Here is a 17,729-nt window from a genome sequence, read left to right as displayed (position 1 = left end):
CAATCCTATGTGGGCGTGTCGTATCGGTTGTCCCATGGCGGGACCGCCGATCCACGACTTGCACTTCGCGGAGGAACCGAGCGTCGATAACGTTCCCGGGCCGAACTCGCGGCGCCTCCTCGACAGACAGGAAGCGATCGACAGCAGCGCGGTCGCGTACCCGAACGACATCCCGCTCGCGTTCGAGGAGGGGAAGGGCGCGACCCTGAAGGACGCGGACGGGAACCTCTTCCTCGACTTCTTCGCCGGCATCGGCGTCTACAACGTCGGCCACGCGAACCCGTACGTCAACGAGGGGGTCCACGAGCAGATCGACAAGCTCACCCACTCGGTCGATTTCCCGACGGAGCCCCGGCTCGACCTCATCGACAAGCTCGACGACATCGCGCCCGGGAGCCTCGCCGGCAACAGCCGCTTCGTCTTCGGCGGTCCCACCGGCAGCGACGCCGTCGAGGCGTCGATCAAGCTCGCGAAGTACAACACGGGCGGCAACGGCCTGCTCGCGTTCCGGAACTCCTACCACGGGGCAACGACCGGCGCGATGAGCATCACGTCGAACAAGAAGTTCAAGAAGCCGTACGCGCCGCTCCTCCCCGACGTGGTGCACGCGCCGTTCCCGTATCCCTTCCGCGAGGGTCGGGGGCCCGAGGAGTCGGTCGACCGCGCGCTCGAGGAGGTCAGGGCGATCGTCGAGGAGCCGTACGGGGGCCTCACGGACCCGGCGGGCATCTTCGTCGAGCCCATCCAAGGCGAGGGCGGCGTCGTCGTCCCGCCGGAGGGGTTCCTCTCGGGACTGCGCGAGATCGCCGACGAGAACGACCTCCCGCTGGTGTTCGACGAGATCCAGGTCGGAATGGGGCGCACCGGCGAGTGGTGGGCGTCCGAGCACTACGACGTGACGCCGGACGTGATGACGACCGCGAAGGCGCTCGGCGGCAACGGCCAGCCGCTGTCGGGGACGATGTACCACGAGGACCTCGACACGTGGGGGTCGGGCGACCACGCGGGCACCTACCGGGGGCACGTCCCCGCGATGGTCGGCGGGCTGCGCGCGATCGAGTACATCCAGTCGCACGACCTGCTCGATCACGCGACGGAGGTCGGCACGTGGATCCGCGACCGCCTCCGCGACGCGGGCGAGGGCGACCCGGGGCTCGGACAGGTCCGCGGCAAGGGGCTGTTCGTCGGCGCCGAGTTCGTCGACGCGAGCGGCGAGCCCGACGACGACCGCGTCGACGCGATTCAGGAGTACTGCTACGAGCACGGCGTCCTCGTCTGGACGGCGGGCCAGTACGGCAACGTCGTCCGGCTGCTGCCCCCGCTCGTCCTGACGCAGCGACAGGCTGAGGTCGGGACCGAAGTCATCGCGGACGCGATCGAAGCGACCGCCGAGTAGCGGCTCGCGGCGCCGGTGAACTACACCGCATCTGGTACATCGATTTCGTTCACAGTCACTACGGGGAACTCACGGCCCACCGCGAGCGCCGCGCTCCCGTGATCGCTCCGTCCCCGACTCGCTCCGTCGTCGCCCGAGACGCCGCCGTTCGATCGACCGCCGTTCTCATACTGCGGGACTATGACTATCGTTTGTTACAGTTGCGCGTTCGACTCTCGGCTATGCCCGGGCTTGATGAAACATCCGTGACGGAACTGCAGCGGTTGCTTGCGGACGTGGAGTCGAAGAGCGCGGCGCAGCAGTTAATGGCCGCTATCGCTTCCAAACAGGGGCTCACTGCGGACGAGATCGTCCGGTGGTTCGGGTTCGACCGCGAGGACGTCGACGAGTGGTTCGCGGCGTTCAGGTCTAAACCGGTCGAGGAGGTTATCGACGAGGTCGAACGGTTCGAACTGCCCGGCCGGCGCGCGAAACCGTTCGTCCGGGTCCCGAATCTGGCCCGGGTCTCCTTCCTCAACTACGAGGTCATCGAGGACCACGGATGGGACGTCGACGATGAGAACCTGTTCGCGAAAGCTTCGAAGGCGGACCTCGACGCCGAGGATTACGGCCGAATCGCGGTCGAGGAAGGCGAGTCGATCCTCGAGGCGGCCGAAGACCGCGGGTTCGACTGGCCGTACGCCTGTCGCGGCGGGGCCTGCTCGAACTGCGCGGTGCTCGTCAAAAACGGTGAGATCGCGATGCCCGGCCAGCAGATCCTCCCCGAGTCGGCCCTCGAACGGGGCGCGCGGCTCACCTGCGTCGGCGTCCCGGCGACCGAACAGGTCGACATCATTTATAACGCCAAGTCCATCGACTTCCTCGACGAGCTCCGCCTGCCCGCGGCGCAGTTCGAAGGATAAGTCGCCGCTAACGAAGCGGCGCGCGGTCACGTCCGATTCGCTGAAGACAGGGATTGAGCTCGGCAGCGCGGCGAATCCGGGGCGAACAGAGTTTAATACCGCTGCGTGTCTACTATTTTGGAGAGTAAATGGAAGAACTCGACTCTGTTTTGAAAAAGTACGCCACCAGTCAGGATCTCATGGACCAGATCCGATACGTTGCCGAGACGTTGAGTATGGAATTCGAGAAGTGGGACGACCAGTACGTGAGCGGTCCCAGTCTGTACTTTCTGCTCGTTGCCGAAACTGATTTCGAGGAGTACACCGACCCGCTCGGCGAGAACATCTGGCCGACCGATCGGTGTAAGATCGTACTCGACTCGCCCGAGGCGTTTCGGCGAGTCGCTGAAGACGTCGCGTTCAGCCGGGACGGCGCTATCATCGTGACCGGGGACGGGACGATCCAACGACAGATGGTTCGGGTTCGGAGCCCCAACCGCGCGGAGGTGCCGGCGGTCGAAGAGCTCGAATACCCCGACTGGATGGGGACCAAACACATGAGCGCGCTTGAAACGTCGCTCCGAAAGAACGTCCTGTGGGCGGTCACGCTCAGCGAAGAGGACGGCCGCGTCACCACGTATCTCGACGGCACGTATCAGGACTACCCCCGCGAGGAGATCGGCGGCCGGTGGCGACCCGACCCGTAGTGCCGTCTCCGGCGGTCTCCCGCGGTGCTGAACCGGTCGCTCGCGGCGGCGAACCGCAGCCGCGTGTGTTTACAGGCGATCAAAACAGCCGTCGAACGACCCGAAACGCAAGCGCGCTGGACGCGGCGGTGATCGATCGCGATACTGGAGAGTTGTCGGCGGCGCTGCATACAGCGAACAGCGGCAGTACGCGACACGCGTTCGGTTCGCGCTGACGCCGCTCAGACCGCCGACGTCTCGCGACCGCTCTTCAGAACAGGAGCGCGGAGAATCAGGAGCGCAGCCACGTCAGCAGGCGGGCGGCCGGGCTGGTCACTGCCTCGAGGTCCTCGGGTCGCGGGGAGTCTTTCAGTCGCGCGGGGCCACTTTCGAGATTCGACGTGTTGGTCGCCATTACAACAACAAATTATGGACGTACAGTGAAAAACGACTCGGATTGTTAACGTATTCTCTCAAAAAGTACGTTATGTATTGTTATAATCATCACTATCGTTGCGGATCGGATTCGCGGTGGGCGGCGCGCGGCGAACGCTGAACTGAGGTGCGCGGAGGGTCAGTCCGAATTCCCGGAAACGTCTCACCGTAGCCGAGTAGGAACGTTGACGGGCTCAAGGGGAGAGGGAAGAGCCATGAGTCCGACCGTCCACGAACTTCGAAACGCGATCCGAGCGGCGACAGGTCGCTTCGAACGAGAAATCGACGCGTCGTTCACGAAAGAGGAGCTACGAGCGATCTGTGAGGCACTCGGAACCGATGTCGACGAGACGGGGCGACCGTCAACATCGCAGATGCGCCGGCTCATCCGGGCGCACGTCGGCATCGCGGAATCGCCGGAAGCGGCCGACGACTCAACCTTCCGGAAGCCGGATCTCCAAGCGATTGCTGACGGAGTCGGAGCACCGTACGAACCGTAGCCGCCAGTTGCCCGATAAATCCGGCTGCCGCGGTTCCCGACCCGACGCCCCGAGCGAAGTCGCCTCCTCCTGGCCGATTCGCGTCCCGTGTCTCGCACGGTGATCGCCGCATCGCTTTCGCGAGTCAGACCGCGCAGCGAGCGATACGGACCGTCAGCGGTCGGCCGTCGCACGCTGTGTTCTATCGAGAGTTTAGATGCTCAACGGGCTCCAGATCACCGGATCCGACCGGCGCGGTCGCCCTACGCCGGGAGCGCCGACTCGGGCACCGTGCCGTCCGCGTTCCACCCGCGGAGCTCGTAGTACGAGTCGATAGCGTCGTCGAGTCCGGGGAGCTCCTCGGCGTACGGGAGGCGGTCGTCGTCGCCGTCGATCCCGCGCTGATTGTTGAAGTGGCGCTCCAGCGTTACCGTCCGCGCGCCCGCCGCGAGCAGCTCGTCGAAGTCGGCGTCGAACAGCAGCTCGTAGCGCTCGGGCGTCATGAAGTCCCGGGAGAACTTACAGACCACGCCGCTGTCGTTGAGCGCCATCAGGTTCTCGCGCTGGATGAGGCGCTCCGCTTTCCCCTCGAAGCCCGCGGGCTCCATCGCCTCCTCTTCCTCGACTAAGGGGTACTCCACGGAGTAGAACGTCGCGTACATGTGGTCGGCGCCGCGGTTGGCGACGGCGTACGAGAGCGCCTGTCCGTGGAGGAGCCGCCCCTCGTGGGCCGCGAAGTCCATGTTCTTCACCGACCAGTTCCCGACGCCGAGCTGCTCGTGGATCCGGCCGATCCCCTCCGCGAGCGTGTCGCCGACCCCGTCGCGGTGGGCGGTCTTCTCGACGAGGTCCCAGATAAGCTCGCGGTTGCCGAACTCGTCTTCGGCGTCGAGGTACGCGGCGATCGTGTTGCCCGCGGAGATCGCGTCGAGGCCGTACTCGTCGCACAGGCGGTTCGACTCCATCACGTCGACGATGTCGTCGACCCCCGAGTTCGAGCCGAACGCCATCGCCACCTCGAACTCGGGGCCCTCGGTCTCGACGCCGCGTTCCTCGTCGCGGGTCGGGAGCTTGCAGGCGAACGCGCACGCCGAGCAGGTCCCCTTCTTGTACTTCTTGTCGGCGACGGCGGCGCCGTTGATCCCCTCGACCCCCTCGAAGGAGCGCTCCGAGAAGTAGTACGACGGCAGCCCGTCCATCTCGTTCGCGAGGTCCATCACGGCCACCGTCCCCTGCTCTTTCATGATGTGGTCCTCGGTGGCGGCCTCGCGGTGGATATCGTTCGCGGTCGCGTCGATCGAGACCTCGGGCGCCGAGTCGCCCCCGAACGTGACGGCCTTGACGTTCTTCGAGCCGAGCACCGCGCCCAGCCCGCCGCGGCCGAACGCGCGCTCCTCGGTCGTCATGATCGACGCGAACCGGACCGCGTGCTCGCCCGCGGGACCGATCACGGCCGTCTGCTCGCTGGAGAGGTCGTGTTCGTCCGCCAGATAGCCCGTGGTCTCCGGGACGGTCGCCCCGGCGAGGTCGGGCACCGGCTCGACCTCGACCCCGTCGTCGCGCACGTGGACGACGACCAGCTCGTCGCTCGCGCCCGCCAGCTCGATCGCACCGTACCCCGTCGCCGCGAGGTGACGCGAGACGAAGCCGCCGGCGTTCGACGAGAGCAGCCCGTCGGTCAGCGGCGACAGCGCGGTGCAGTTCGTCCGCCCCGTGAAGCTCATCTGGGACGCCTGCATCGGCCCGGTGGTGAACACCGCGCGGTTCTCGGAACCGAGCGGGTCCGCGTCGAACGGGATCCGCTCGTGGGCGAGCCGCGTCGCCACGCCCCGCCCGCCGATGTATCGCTCCTGGACCTCCGTGATGTCGGTTTCTGACGTCGTCCGCTCGCCGACGTCGATCGACAGCAGCGGCCCGGTGCTGTGAAGCATGTCCGATCATCCGTGAAGGCGGTACAAAAAACCGAGCCAAGCCGGAGAAGCTGCGGGTTTCAAGCGCTCTCGTCCGGTCTCACGAGACGGCTCCCGGGGCGTCTGAGCGGCGCTTCGGAGTGAATTCGCGGGATGCGCGGCGAAAATCGTACACAGTATCTGTTTTTAATGTACACGATAAATTTATACTGTTGCTGGCTAATCGGCTTCGTAGACGTTCCGTTACCATGCCACGGGAACACATCTTCGACGAGGCCGAGTACGAGCGGCGGGTGGCTCGGACGAAAGAGCGGTTGCGCGAGCGCGAGCTCGACGCGATCGTCGTCAGCGACCCGGCGAACATGAACTACCTGACCGGCTACGACGGCTGGTCCTTTTACGTCCACCAGGCGGTCGTGGTCACGCCCGACCGCGACGAGCCGATCTGGATCGGCCGCGACATGGACGGCGACGGCGCGCGGGCGACGACCCACCTCGCCGAGGAGAGCATCCGCGCGTACAGCGACGACCACGTGCAGTCGCCGCGCGACCTCCACCCGATGGACTACGTCGCCGGCGTCCTCGAGGAGCTGGGCGTCGCGGACGGGCGCGTCGGGTTAGAGATGGACGCCGCCTACTTCACCGCGAAGTCGTACACGCGGCTGCAGGGGAACCTCCCGGACGCCGAGTTCGCGGACGCGACGCTGCTCGTCGGCTGGCTCCGGATCAAGAAGTCCGACCAGGAGCTGGAGTACATGCGGCAGGCCGCGCGGATCTCCGAGAACGCGATGCGGGCGGGCCTCGACGCGGTCGGTGAGGGCGTCCCGGAGTACGAGGTCGCCTCCGCCATCTACCAGCAGCTGATCGACGGGACCGACGAGTACGGCGGCGACTACCCGGCGATCGTCCCGCTGATGCCGTCGGGCGACCACACCGGGACCCCGCACCTCACATGGACGGACCGGCGCTACGAGGAGGGCGACCCGGTGATCATCGAGCTCTCGGGCTGTCGCCATCGCTACCACTCGCCGCTGGCGCGGACCACCTTCGTCGGCGAGCCGCCCGCCGAGCTTCAAGAGACCGCGGACATCGTCGTGGAGGGGCTGGAGGCGGCGTTAGACGCCGCGGAACCTGGCGTCAAATGCTCGGCCGTCGAGGAGGCGTGGCGCACGACCATCGAGCAGTACGGGCTCGAGAAGGAGGACCGCATCGGCTACTCGATGGGGCTCGGCTACCCGCCGGACTGGGGCGAGCACACCGCGAGCATCCGCCCGGGCGACGACACCGTCCTCGAGGAGAACATGACGTTCCACATGATCCCCGGCATCTGGACCGACGAGATCGGCATGGAGATCAGCGAGACGTTCCGCGTCACCTCCACCGGCGCGGAGACGCTGGCCGACTTCCCCCGCGAGCTGTTCACGACCTGACCGGGTTCCGACCGCGCCGCGCTACCCAAGCTACCACACCGCGCTGCCAAGCCGACCGAACCACGACACCCCGACTCATGAACACGACACCCACCGTCGACGACGAACCGGCAGAAGAGGAGTCAGAATCGACGCTCACCACCGCACGCAAGCAGCTCGAGCGCGCGGCGACCAACGTCGACGTCGATCCCGCGATCGTCGAGCGCCTCAAACACCCCACGCGGGTCCAGCAGGTCTCCGTCCCCCTCGAACGGGAGGACGGAACCGTCGAGGTGTTCACCGGCTACCGCGCCCAGCACGACGACGTCCGCGGCCCGTACAAAGGCGGGCTCCGGTATCACCCGGAGGTCACCGCCGCGGAGTGCACCGGCCTCTCGATGTGGATGACCTGGAAGTGCGCCGTGATGGACCTCCCGTTCGGCGGCGGGAAAGGCGGGATCGCGGTCGATCCCAAATCTCTGACCGACGACGAGCGCGAGCGGCTCACCCGGCGGTTCGCGGAGGAGCTGCGCGACGTCGTCGGGCCGACGAAGGACGTGCCCGCGCCCGACATGGGGACCGACGCCCAGACGATGGCGTGGTTCATGGACGCCTACTCGATGCAGCAGGGCGAGACGATCCCGGGCGTCGTCACCGGGAAGCCGCCCGTCATCGGGGGGTCGTACGGGCGCGAGGCGGCGCCGGGACGGTCGACGGCCATCGCCGCGCGCGAGGCCGTCGGCTACTACGACCGCGACCTCGAGGAGACGACCGTCGCGGTCCAGGGATTCGGCTCCGTCGGCGCCAACGCGGCCCGGCTGCTGGACGACTGGGGCGCGACCGTCGTCGCCGTCAGCGACGTGAACGGCGCGATCTACGACCCGGACGGGCTCGACACGCACGACGTTCCCACGCACGAGGAGGAGCCCGAGGCGGTGCTCACCCACGAGGCGCCGGAGACGCTGTCGAACGAGGCGGTCCTCGAACTCGACGTTGACGTGCTGATCCCCGCCGCTGTCGGCAACGTGATCACCGCGAGCAACGCCGACGCCGTCGACGCCGACATCGTCGTCGAGGGCGCGAACGGGCCGACGACGTTCGCCGCCGACGCGATCTTAGACGAGCGCGACGTGGCGGTGATCCCGGACATCCTCGCGAACGCGGGCGGCGTCACCGTGTCGTACTTCGAGTGGCTCCAGGACATCAACCGGCGGACGTGGTCGCTCGAGCGCGTCAACGAGGAGCTCGAAGAACAGATGCTGTCCGCGTGGGAAGACGTGCGCGACGAGGTCGACGCGCGGGACCTGACGTGGCGCGACGCCGCCTACGTGGTCGCGCTGTCTCGGATCGCCGAGGCGAAGGGCGCGCGGGGGCTCTGGCCGTAGCCGCCCGCCGAGATTTTCTGACCGCCCGATCAGTCGTCGTCCGGCGTGACGACCGCGTTCTCCAGCTCGCCGCCCGCGTCCAGCGCCGCGACGTTGTCCGCGACGATGTCGGCCAGCCGGTCCCAGTGCTTGGGCGTGTGGCCACCCGTGTGCGGGGTGATCAGGCAGTTCTCCAAGTCCCAGAGGACGTGGTCCGACGGGAGCGGCTCGGGGTCGGTGACGTCGAGGGCGGCGCCCCGAATGCCCTCGGTCTGGAGGGCGGACACCAAGGCGTCGGTGTCGACGAGGCCGCCGCGGGCCGCGTTCACGACGACCGCGTTCGGCGGGAGCGTCGCCAGCTCCGCCTCGCCGACCAGCCCGCGGGTCAGGTCGTTGAGCGGACACGCGAGCACGACGTAGTCGCTCCGGGCGAACGCCGCGTGGATATCGTCGTCGTCGAAGCCGAGCACCTCATCGGTGGGACCCCCCTTCTCCGGCGTGTAGCGGATCCCGATCGTCTCCACCTCGAACCCCGCGAGCCGCTGGACGACCGCCTGGCCGATCGACCCGAGGCCGACGACGGTGACCGTGCTATCGGTGAACTCGCGGGATTGGAAGTGGCGCCACTCGCCGTTCGCCTTCCGGCGGAGCCCCTCGTGGAGGTCCCGCGCGAACACGAGCATGTTGGCGATCGACTGCTCGGCGATCCCCGGCGCGTGGATACCGCCCGCGTTCGTCACCGTCACGCCGTGCTCGCGCAGCGCGTCGGTCGGGACGTGGTCGGTGCCGGCGAAGGTGCACGCGAACAGCTCCAGCCGGTCGGCGCGCTCGAGGAGGTCGGCGTCGAGCGTGATGCCGGTCACGACGCGGGCCTTCGGGACGAGGTCGCGCTCCTCGGCGGGGGTCCGCGCGAGCGCGACCGTCCGGTCCGGGAGCCGATCGCGGAGCGCGTCCGCGTACGACGCCATCGACAGGCCTTCCGTTCCCTCCCGCAACACGACGATATCGGGGTCAGCGGTCTGATCTGAGCTCATGAGCGGTGGGCGCGTCGGAACGACGCGTTGGCGGATCAAGAAGAGGGGCATTCTTAGCTTTTTGTGTATGTAGTGTACACGACAATCGTATACGATCAACTACTGTTAAGGATGTCGAGCGAGAGAGCCACTCGCATGAACGAACCGATCCGCGATCGGCTCGCCAGCGTCCGCAGACGATTCCACCGGCACCCGGAGCCCGCGTGGCGCGAGTTCCTCACGACGGCGACGCTCGCCGAGGAGATCCGGTCGATCGGCGTCGACGAGCTCGCGATCGGCCCGGACGCGTACGACCCGGCCGACCGCATGGCCGTGCCGGACGCCGACTTGGGCCCGTGGATCGAGCGCGCCCGCGAGCACGGCGCGGACGCCGAGCTACTCGAGCGTATGACCGGCGGCAACACGGGCGCCGTCGCCGTCCTCGACCGCGGCGAGGGGCCCGCGATCGGCCTCCGCGTCGACATCGACGGGCTGTTCATCGAGGAGTCGACCGACCCCGACCACCACCCCGTCGACGAGGGGTTCCGGTCCGAGATCGACGGGACGATGCACGCCTGCGGCCACGACGTCCACATGACGTGGGGGCTGGCCGTCCTCGAGGCGATCGCCGAGAGCGACTTCGCCGGGCGGCTGGTCGTCTTCTTCCAGCCGGCCGAGGAGACCGGGGGCGGCGGCCACCCCATGGCCGAGAGCCGGTTCGCGGACGACCTCGACTACCTGCTCGCGGTCCACGTCGGCCTCGACCACCCGACCGGCGAGGTGGTGGCGGGGATCGAGAAGCCGCTGGCGATGGCGCACTTGGACGCGACGATCGAGGGGACCTCGGCGCACGCGGGGAAGGCGCCCAACGAGGGGGACAACGCGATGCAGGCGATGGGGACGGCGATCGTGAACGCGTACGGCATCGCCCGCCACGCCGACGGCATGACGCGGGTCAACGTCGGGAAGGCCGAGGCCGGCACCGCCAGCAACGTCATCGCCGAGCGCGCGCACATGGAGGCGGAGGCGCGCGGCGAGACGACCGAGCTGATGGAGTACATGAAAGCGCAGTTCGAGCGCACCGTGCGCGGCGCCGCGACGATGCACGGCTGCCGCGCGAGCGTCGACCTGGTGAGCGAGTCGCCGCGCGCGGACAGCGACCCGGAGCTGCAGGCGCTGGTGACCGAGATCGCCGAGGGCGTCGACGGGATCGACACCGTGCTCCCGGCCGCGGACTTCGGCGCGAGCGAGGACGCGACGTTCCTGATGGAGCGGGTCCAAGAGGCGGGCGGCCTGGCGACGTACCTGATCGTCGGCACGGACCACCCGACGAGCCACCACACCCCGACCTTCGACGTCGACGAGCGGAGCCTCCGGCACGGCGTCGACGTGCTCGTCGGCGCGGTCCGCGACCTCGAACGGCGACACCCCGTCCCGCAGGCCGACACCCCCGCAGCGGCGCATCCGTCTCTCGAATGACCGACGGCGACGCCGACGACTGCGACGCGGCGGGCGACTCCGCCGACGGGGAGGGAGACGCCTCACCGGTCGTCACGCGCGGCGACGTCGAAGACGCCCGCCGCCGGCTCGACGACGTCGCGCATCGGACGCCGCTCGACACCTCGCGCACCTTCGCGGAGATGAGCGGGGCCGCGTCGCTGGGGCTCAAGCTCGAAGGGCTCCAGCGGACCGGCTCGTTCAAGATCCGCGGGGCGTACAACGCCATGGCGCAGCTCTCCGAGGCCGAGCGCGAGGCCGGGGTGATCGCCGCCAGCGCGGGCAACCACGCGCAGGGCGTGGCGCTCGCGGGCGAGATCCTCGGGATCGACGCGACGATCGTCGTGCCCGAGGTGACGCCGGCGGCGAAGATCGCCGCCACGCGGGGGTACGGCGCGACCGTGCTCGTCGAGGGCGACATCTACGAGCGGTCGTACGAGTACGCCGTGGCGCGCGCCGAGGAAACGGGCGAGACGTTCGTCCACCCCTTCGACGACGCGGCCGTCATCGCGGGACAGGGCACGGTCGGGCTCGAACTGCTGGAGCAGTACCCCGCGATGGACACCGTGCTCGTCTCGATCGGCGGCGGCGGGCTCATCGCCGGGATCGGGACGGCCGTGGCGGCCGCGGACCGCGACGTCCGGGTCGTCGGCGTCCAGCCGGAGGGCGCGGCGCACGCCGGGCCGTCGCTGGCGGCCGGCGAGGTTCGCGAGCTCGACGACGTGGACACCGTCGCCGAGGGAATCGCCGACACGCGGCTGTCCGAGACCACCCTCGCGCTCGCCCGCGAGGTCGTCGACGACGTCGTGACCGTCTCCGACCGCGAGATCGCCGCGGCCGTGGCGCTGCTGGCCGAGCGGGAGAAGACGGTCGCCGAGGGCGCCGGCGCCGCGCCGCTCGCCGCCGCGCTCTCGGACTGGCTGGATCTGACCGACACCCACCCGGCCGTCGTCGTCTCGGGCGGGAACGTGAACCTCACCGACCACGCCGAGCTGACGCGCACCGGGCTGTTTGAGCTCGGGCGCTACGCCGAGGCGCGGCTCGCGCTCGCGGCGTGGCCGAGTCAGGTCGGCGACGTCGTCGAGGCGGTGACCGCCGAGGGCGCCGAGCTCGACACCTTGGAGCGCGCGCGTCGCACGGCGACCGACCACCCGAACCGCACCCCCGTGACGGTCGGGATCGAGGGCCGCGACGCCGACCACCTCGACGGGGTGTTGACAGCGGTCTCAGAGCTCGACGGCGTGTCGGTCGTCGAGCGGTCGACGGCGGACGCAACGTCGGACGCCTCGCGGGGCTGAAGCCGCACGCGTCCCGCTCGTCCCGCCGTGACGACCGAATCTCCGTTCGAAGTCTCTCCGGATACGGTTCCCGTCCAGACCGGCGTCCGGACCGCTCTCGGCGCCCTTCTGCGGGGCACCCTCGGCGCTGTTCCGTGATGCGTCGCGGTCACGCCGTTCTGCGAGGCGTCGCGGTCACGCGTCCTCCGGCTCCGGCGCGTACCACGCTAAGATCGCGCCGACCGCCCCGAGGACGCCGGCGACGAGGAAGGCCGCCTCGTAGCCCGCGGCCTCGATGAGCCTTCCGGCGGCGATCGGCGAGAGGAACGCCCCCGCCAGACCGACGCTCGTGAGGAAGGCGACGGCGGTCGCGGCGACGCCCGGCTCGACCAGTTCGCGAACGTACGCGAAGACGAGACCGAGACAGAGCTGGACGGCGAAGCCGGCGACGAGCAGCGCCGCGACGACGACGGAGACGGTTCGGATCGCGGTGAAGCCCGCGATGACCGGCGTCGCCACGATAAAGGAGAGCAGGACGACCGGACGGCGGCGGCCGCCGAAGAGGGTGTCCGAGACGACGCCGCCGGTCACGCGCGAGAGCACGCCGACGGCCGGAAACAGGGCGACGAGCGCGCCGCTGAGCCCCAGCGACAGCCGCAGGTCGTCGACGAGATACGACGGGGCCCAGCTGTTGACGAACAGGTACAGCGCGTAGCCGAGGAAGCCGAGGAGGCCGACCGTCCAGACGCGGCGGTCCGTGACGACGCGGCCGAGGTCCGACGGCGTCGGCGCCGGGGTCCCGGTCGCGCGTCCGCTGCCGCGACTCGTCGGCCAGAAGACGGCCAACCCCACGCACGCGATGCCGGTGAAGACGGGGAAGATCGCCGGCCATCCGAACCGCTGGGCGACGACGGGGCCGGCGACCTGTCCGATGGTGAAGCCGATCGGCCCGCTCGCGGTGAACGCCGCCACGGCCGTCCCCTGTCTGGCGCGATCGAACGAGCGCCCGACGATGTCGATGCCCGCGTTCCAGACGACGACGTAGGCGACGCCGCCGAGGACGCGTGAGGCGACGAGCGACCAGTAGGCGCCGTCGGTCGCGGCCCGCCAGCCCCACCCCCCGGCGACGAGGAGGAGACCGACCGCCGCCGCAATAGCGTACCGCGAGTTCGTCCGGTCGAGGACGATCCCGACCGGGACGCTCGCGACGACCGCCGTCCCGAACATGACGCTCACGAGGAGGCCGGCCGCCGACGCGCCGATCCCCAGCGACGACCGAACGAGCGGCGTCACGCTCGCCGGGACGAGCTCGTATGCGCCGAGCGCCACGGACATCAGGATCGCCCCGGCGAGCAGCCCCCAACGGGCGCGCTCGCTCGTCACGGCCGGCGTAGCGTCCGACGTACTCCCCTCGCTCGACACGCTGAGGTCGTTCTCACCGGCCCCGTATCAACCCAGCGCGATGCGGTCGAACGACCCTCGTACGCGAGCCCGGGCGAACGACCGATAGCTCCGACTGCCACGACGCTTCCCCTCCCCGTCGGTCAGCCCGCTGCTGGCCGCTGTCTGGGTGTTTCCTAATGGCGTGTCGGATGGGCCGAATTCTGTATGCAGTTGTCTTTGGCCATATTTATTTCGGTGTCAATAACTGGAGTTGTTTATATTGTTGATTAACAAATACGACAGAATTTTTTTATATGATCGAATGGAACCGTGAGGTATGGGATCGGACGGAAGCCGATCGCCGCTCGAACGGCTGAAGCGACACTACGATCAGGAGGAGCTCGTCTGTCCAGAGTGCGGCTTCGAGGACGAGGAGGGCGCGTGGGAGACGGAGGCCGACGGCGCTCAGGTCCTCTACCGCCACACGTGCCCCAAATGCGGCGCGGAACGGGAGCACGAACTGGCGGTGTCGGACCCGGACGCGGCGCGCGATCATGTCCGGACACGGAAGTGACCCCGCCGAACCGAGAGTGACCTCGCCGAACCGGAACGTCCCGCCCGCCTCGGCGTGACCGCCGGTCGAGGCGCGCTCAGTCGGCGCGCGCGGTCGCGCTGACGGCGTCGATCGCGTCGAGGAAGAGCCCCGTGCCGAGCGCGATCTCGCGTTCGGTCGCGTCCAGCGGCGGGAGCAGTCGGATCGTCTTCTTCCCGCAGCCGAGCGTGAGGAGGCCGCGGTCGAGGGCGGCCTCGACGACCGCCGAGCGTCGCTCCGCCGTGTCGAACTCGACCGCGAGCATCAGCCCCTTGCCGCGGACGTCCACGACGGTGTCGGGCGCGTCGTCGCGCAGGAGCTCTTTCGCCTGCCGCCCGCGCCGGGTGGCGTTGGCCAGGAGATCGTGCTCTTGGATCGCCTCCAGCGTGAACGCCCCCATCATCGAGCCGAGGAGGTCGCCGCCGCCGAACGTCGAGCCGAGACGGTTCTTCTCCGTCGGGAACACCTCCGACCGGGAGATTGTCGCGCCGACGCGAAGCGCCTTCGCGGCCGCGATGACGTCCGGCTCGATCGCGTAGTGGTCCGACGCCCAGATCTTCCCCGTCCGGCCGATTCCCGACTGGATCTCGTCGACGACGACCGGGATGTCGTACTCGTCGGTGACGGCCGCCACCTCGTCCATGAACGCGTCGCTCGGGAAGCGGTAGCCGCCGACGCCTTGGATCGGTTCGAGCGTCAGGAAGGCGATCTCGTCGGGGTCGACGTGACCCCCCTCCGGCGCGAGTATATTTCGGAGCCGCGAGCCGCCGCCCGCGAAGAAGCCGCAGTCGCAGCTCGCGGCGTCGCAGCCGCGGTCCGCGCAGAACGGCACCGTCTCGATGCCGCTGATCTCGGGGTACCGTCGGGTGTACACGTCCTTCGATTTGGTCAGCGAGAGCGTCCCGAGCGTGCGGCCGTGGAAGCTGCCGTCGAAGGCGACGCCGTACTTCGCTGGCGCGCGGTGGTCGTGGGTGATCTTCATCGCGTTCTCCATCGCCTCCGCCCCCGAGTTCGAGAGGAACACCGTGTCCATCCCGTAGTGGCTGGAGACGTCCGTCAGCCGGTCCATGAGGTGACTCGACCCCGGGAAGTCGGCCTCGTCCGGGGTCGGCCCGGAGCCGAAGTACATGTCCTGCCCGGCGATCTTCAGCGGCTCGACGAGGTCGAACTCCCGCAGCTTCGAGAGCACCTTCTCGTTGTTGTAGCCGAGCGGGGCCGCGCCGATGTGACAGGTAAAATCGAGGAGGACGTTGCCGTCGACGTCGGTGACGAAGGGCCCGTCCGCCTCGCGGGTCACGTCCCAGACGAACTCGTGGGAGTACTCGCTGGGCGCGGAGTGCGACTGGTGGAAATCGACCCAGCGGCGCGCGTTCGGGCCGGGGAGCGCGTCCGCGTCGGGTTCCGCCGTATCCCTATCCATACACAGTTTATGTATATAGCGTACATTAAAACTTGGTATGGAAACCGCGCGAATCGGGGGCGACGGCGGTCGGTCGTCGTCCGCGACGACCGTCAGTCGTCGTCCGCGCCGGCCGACTCGACCGGAGCGGACCGGTCCGGGTCGTCGTCCGACCCCCACAGCACGGTCTCGTTCTGGAGGAGCACCTGGTCGTAGTGTTCGCCGAAGTCCTTGATCAGCGACAGCATCGCGAGGAAGCAGACGAACGCGAACGGCGTCCCGGTGATGATCGCCGCCTGCTGGAGCGTGTTCGCGCTGCCGCTGCCGCCGAGGATCATCAGGATCGCCGCCGTCATCCCGAGGACGACGCCCCAGAAGACCCGGTTGATGTTCGACGGCTTGGCCTTCCCGCCGGTCGTCATCATCGAGACGGCCAGCGTCGAGGAGTCCGCCGAAGTGACGAAGAACGTCGTCACGAGGATCATGAACGCGTAGATCAGCACGGACCCGATCGGGATCGTCATCGACGCGCCCCCGACGTTCAGCGAGAAGTTCAACGCCTCGAAGAGGATGAACCCGGACACCTCCGCGCCGGCCTCGCCGGAGATCACCGCACCGAAGTCGGCGATGCCGTTGTGCTGGGCCCAGACCGCGGTGCCGCCGACGAAGGTGAACCACGGGATGGTGGCGCCCGAGGTGGCGACGATACCCGTGAACGCGACCTCGCGGACGGTGCGTCCCTTCGAGATGCGCGCGATGAACAGCCCCGCGAACGGCGACCACGAGAGCGCCCACGCCCAGTAGAACACCGTCCACGCGTTCATCCAGCTGGTCGCGCTCGCGTCGCCCCCGCCCATCGCGCCGGCGCCAGTAAAGAGGCTCATCGAGACGAAGTCGGTGACCATCCCGCCGAACGCCTGCGTACCGAGCAGCACGAGGAACAGCGTCGGGCCCACGATGAACGTCACGAACATGAGCACGACGAACAGGATCATGTTGAAGTTCGAGAGCCGGCGGATCCCCTTGTCGACCCCGAGCACCATCGAGGTCGTGAACAGCAGGGTCATCATGGTGACGACCAGCAGAATCCCCAGATCGCCCATGTTGATCCCCCACTGGTAGTCGAGCCCGGTGACGAACTGGCTCCCGATGAATCCGAGCGAGGTGGCGACGCCGCCGATGGTCGCGAAGACGGCGAGGATGTCGACGACCTTCGCGGCCGGGCCGTCGAGGTTGTCGGCGCCGAGGATCGGCGTGAGCGCCGAGGAGACCCGCAGCGGGACGTTATCGTAGTTGTACGCGAAGTAGCCGATCGCGATGCCCATGATAGTGAACACCGCGAGCTGCGGCAGCGCCCAGTGGAACAGCGTCTGCTGGACGGCGACCGTCATCGCCTCGGCCGAGCCCCCCTCGACGCTACCGAACAGCGGCGAGGGGTTGTTGTAGTAGAACAGCGCTTCGGTCGGTCCCCAGAACACGACGCCGGCCGCGAACCCCGCGGAGTACAGCATCGCGAAAAAGGAGAGGAAGCTGTACTCCGGGTCCGCGTCACCGAGCTTGATGCTGCCCCACGGCCCCACGATCAGGAACAACAGGAACAGCACGATCAGGAAGACGATAAGCAGCAGCGCCCAGTTGAACGCGCCGAGCAGCTGGGAGTTCAGCGACGAGATGCCGTTCTCGACGGTCGACGGGCTGATGAAGAACGCCGCGATCACGCCCACGGTTATCAGCGCGCCGAACGCGAAGACGATCGGGTCGATCTCCTCGCGGAACTCGTCGAACACGCCCTGGTCGGAGCCGCTCATCAGGTAACACCCCCGCGACGGCGACGACTACTTGGCCCACAGTGCCTCCGCCGAGTCAGTCCCATGCCACGTGCTGGCATGCACGGTCGATCGAAGTTGTACACAATAAGTGTTTCTCAAAATGCGATATTCTACTCGGTTTTTGTATCCTGTATATATGATCAACATAATTCGAATCCGGGAGATACCAAGACGGGATC

At 68.2% G+C, this 17,729-nt stretch carries 15 protein-coding genes; 9 read left to right on the top strand and 6 right to left on the bottom strand.

All coding sequences use genetic code 11. From position 1 onward, the window contains the following. Positions 1-34: 34 nt before the first annotated feature. The 3 genes from B4V06_RS06155 to B4V06_RS06145 all read left to right on the top strand — a co-directional run bounded on the left by B4V06_RS06155 (position 35) and on the right by B4V06_RS06145 (position 2,984). Complete coding sequence (locus B4V06_RS06155; protein ID WP_123114616.1) at positions 35-1,396, top strand: aspartate aminotransferase family protein; 1,362 nt, start codon at positions 35-37, stop codon at positions 1,394-1,396. A 221-nt stretch (positions 1,397-1,617) separates the two neighbouring features. Further along, entirely contained in the window at positions 1,618-2,298 is a 681-nt protein-coding gene (gene fer, locus B4V06_RS06150) for a ferredoxin Fer (protein WP_123114615.1), read from the top strand. A 128-nt stretch (positions 2,299-2,426) separates the two neighbouring features. Next, on the top strand, positions 2,427-2,984 hold the full coding sequence (locus B4V06_RS06145) for a diadenylate cyclase (protein ID WP_123114614.1): 558 nt from the start codon (positions 2,427-2,429) through the stop codon (positions 2,982-2,984). 271 nt (positions 2,985-3,255) lie between these two features. Here the strand turns inward: B4V06_RS06145 and B4V06_RS06140 are convergent, their stop codons facing one another. Next, the gene (locus B4V06_RS06140; protein WP_498168382.1) at positions 3,256-3,378 is read right to left on the bottom strand and encodes a hypothetical protein; all 123 of its coding nucleotides are present in this window, start codon (positions 3,376-3,378) and stop codon (positions 3,256-3,258) included. A gap of 235 nt (positions 3,379-3,613) precedes the next feature. On the opposite strand from B4V06_RS06140, the gene B4V06_RS06135 reads away from it, so the two are divergent. After that, the gene (locus tag B4V06_RS06135) at positions 3,614-3,898 is read left to right on the top strand and encodes a hypothetical protein (RefSeq protein ID WP_123114613.1); all 285 of its coding nucleotides are present in this window, start codon (positions 3,614-3,616) and stop codon (positions 3,896-3,898) included. Between the two features lie 242 nt (positions 3,899-4,140). On the opposite strand, the gene B4V06_RS06130 is transcribed toward B4V06_RS06135, so the two are convergent. Beyond that, a complete protein-coding gene (locus B4V06_RS06130; RefSeq protein WP_123114612.1) occupies positions 4,141-5,808 on the bottom strand; it encodes an aldehyde ferredoxin oxidoreductase family protein in 1,668 nt (555 codons plus the stop codon). Between the two features lie 227 nt (positions 5,809-6,035). Between B4V06_RS06130 and B4V06_RS06125 the strand changes: the two genes are divergently transcribed. Next, on the top strand, positions 6,036-7,217 hold the full coding sequence (locus B4V06_RS06125) for a M24 family metallopeptidase (protein WP_498168378.1): 1,182 nt from the start codon (positions 6,036-6,038) through the stop codon (positions 7,215-7,217). 77 nt (positions 7,218-7,294) lie between these two features. Then, the gene (gene gdhB / locus B4V06_RS06120) at positions 7,295-8,581 is read left to right on the top strand and encodes a glutamate dehydrogenase GdhB (RefSeq protein WP_498168375.1); all 1,287 of its coding nucleotides are present in this window, start codon (positions 7,295-7,297) and stop codon (positions 8,579-8,581) included. Positions 8,582-8,610: 29 nt separating this feature from the next. Here gdhB and B4V06_RS06115 read toward each other — a convergent pair whose 3' ends face one another. Next, positions 8,611-9,594, bottom strand: coding sequence for a D-2-hydroxyacid dehydrogenase (locus B4V06_RS06115; RefSeq protein WP_123114609.1), 984 nt, complete (start codon positions 9,592-9,594; stop codon positions 8,611-8,613). A gap of 135 nt (positions 9,595-9,729) precedes the next feature. Here B4V06_RS06115 and B4V06_RS06110 point away from each other — a divergent pair, with 135 nt between their 5' ends. Together B4V06_RS06110 and ilvA are read left to right on the top strand one after the other, a co-directional pair. Further along, positions 9,730-11,052: an amidohydrolase gene (locus B4V06_RS06110; RefSeq protein ID WP_498168372.1), complete on the top strand. Its 1,323-nt coding sequence runs from the start codon at positions 9,730-9,732 to the stop codon at positions 11,050-11,052. Continuing rightward, positions 11,049-12,368 carry a threonine ammonia-lyase gene (gene ilvA, locus B4V06_RS06105; protein WP_123114607.1) on the top strand — a complete coding sequence of 440 codons (1,320 nt, stop codon included), beginning with the start codon at positions 11,049-11,051 and terminating at the stop codon, positions 12,366-12,368. Before B4V06_RS06110 ends, ilvA begins: the two co-directional genes overlap by 4 nt. Positions 12,369-12,542: 174 nt before the next feature. Here the strand turns inward: ilvA and B4V06_RS06100 are convergent, their stop codons facing one another. Continuing rightward, positions 12,543-13,769: an MFS transporter gene (locus B4V06_RS06100; protein ID WP_498168369.1), complete on the bottom strand. Its 1,227-nt coding sequence runs from the start codon at positions 13,767-13,769 to the stop codon at positions 12,543-12,545. 298 nt (positions 13,770-14,067) lie between these two features. Between B4V06_RS06100 and B4V06_RS06095 the strand changes: the two genes are divergently transcribed. Then, positions 14,068-14,304 carry an HVO_0649 family zinc finger protein gene (locus B4V06_RS06095; protein WP_123114606.1) on the top strand — a complete coding sequence of 79 codons (237 nt, stop codon included), beginning with the start codon at positions 14,068-14,070 and terminating at the stop codon, positions 14,302-14,304. Positions 14,305-14,380: 76 nt separating this feature from the next. On the opposite strand, the gene B4V06_RS06090 is transcribed toward B4V06_RS06095, so the two are convergent. Both B4V06_RS06090 and B4V06_RS06085 read right to left on the bottom strand, forming a co-directional pair. Further along, positions 14,381-15,742 carry an aminotransferase class III-fold pyridoxal phosphate-dependent enzyme gene (locus B4V06_RS06090; protein ID WP_123114605.1) on the bottom strand — a complete coding sequence of 454 codons (1,362 nt, stop codon included), beginning with the start codon at positions 15,740-15,742 and terminating at the stop codon, positions 14,381-14,383. Positions 15,743-15,834: 92 nt separating this feature from the next. Beyond that, a complete protein-coding gene (locus tag B4V06_RS06085) occupies positions 15,835-17,529 on the bottom strand; it encodes a BCCT family transporter (RefSeq protein WP_498168365.1) in 1,695 nt (564 codons plus the stop codon). Positions 17,530-17,729 lie beyond the last annotated feature (200 nt).

Source organism: Halorubrum sp. B53 (genome assembly GCF_059752395.1).
This window is presented reverse-complemented; position numbering and strand designations above follow the sequence as displayed.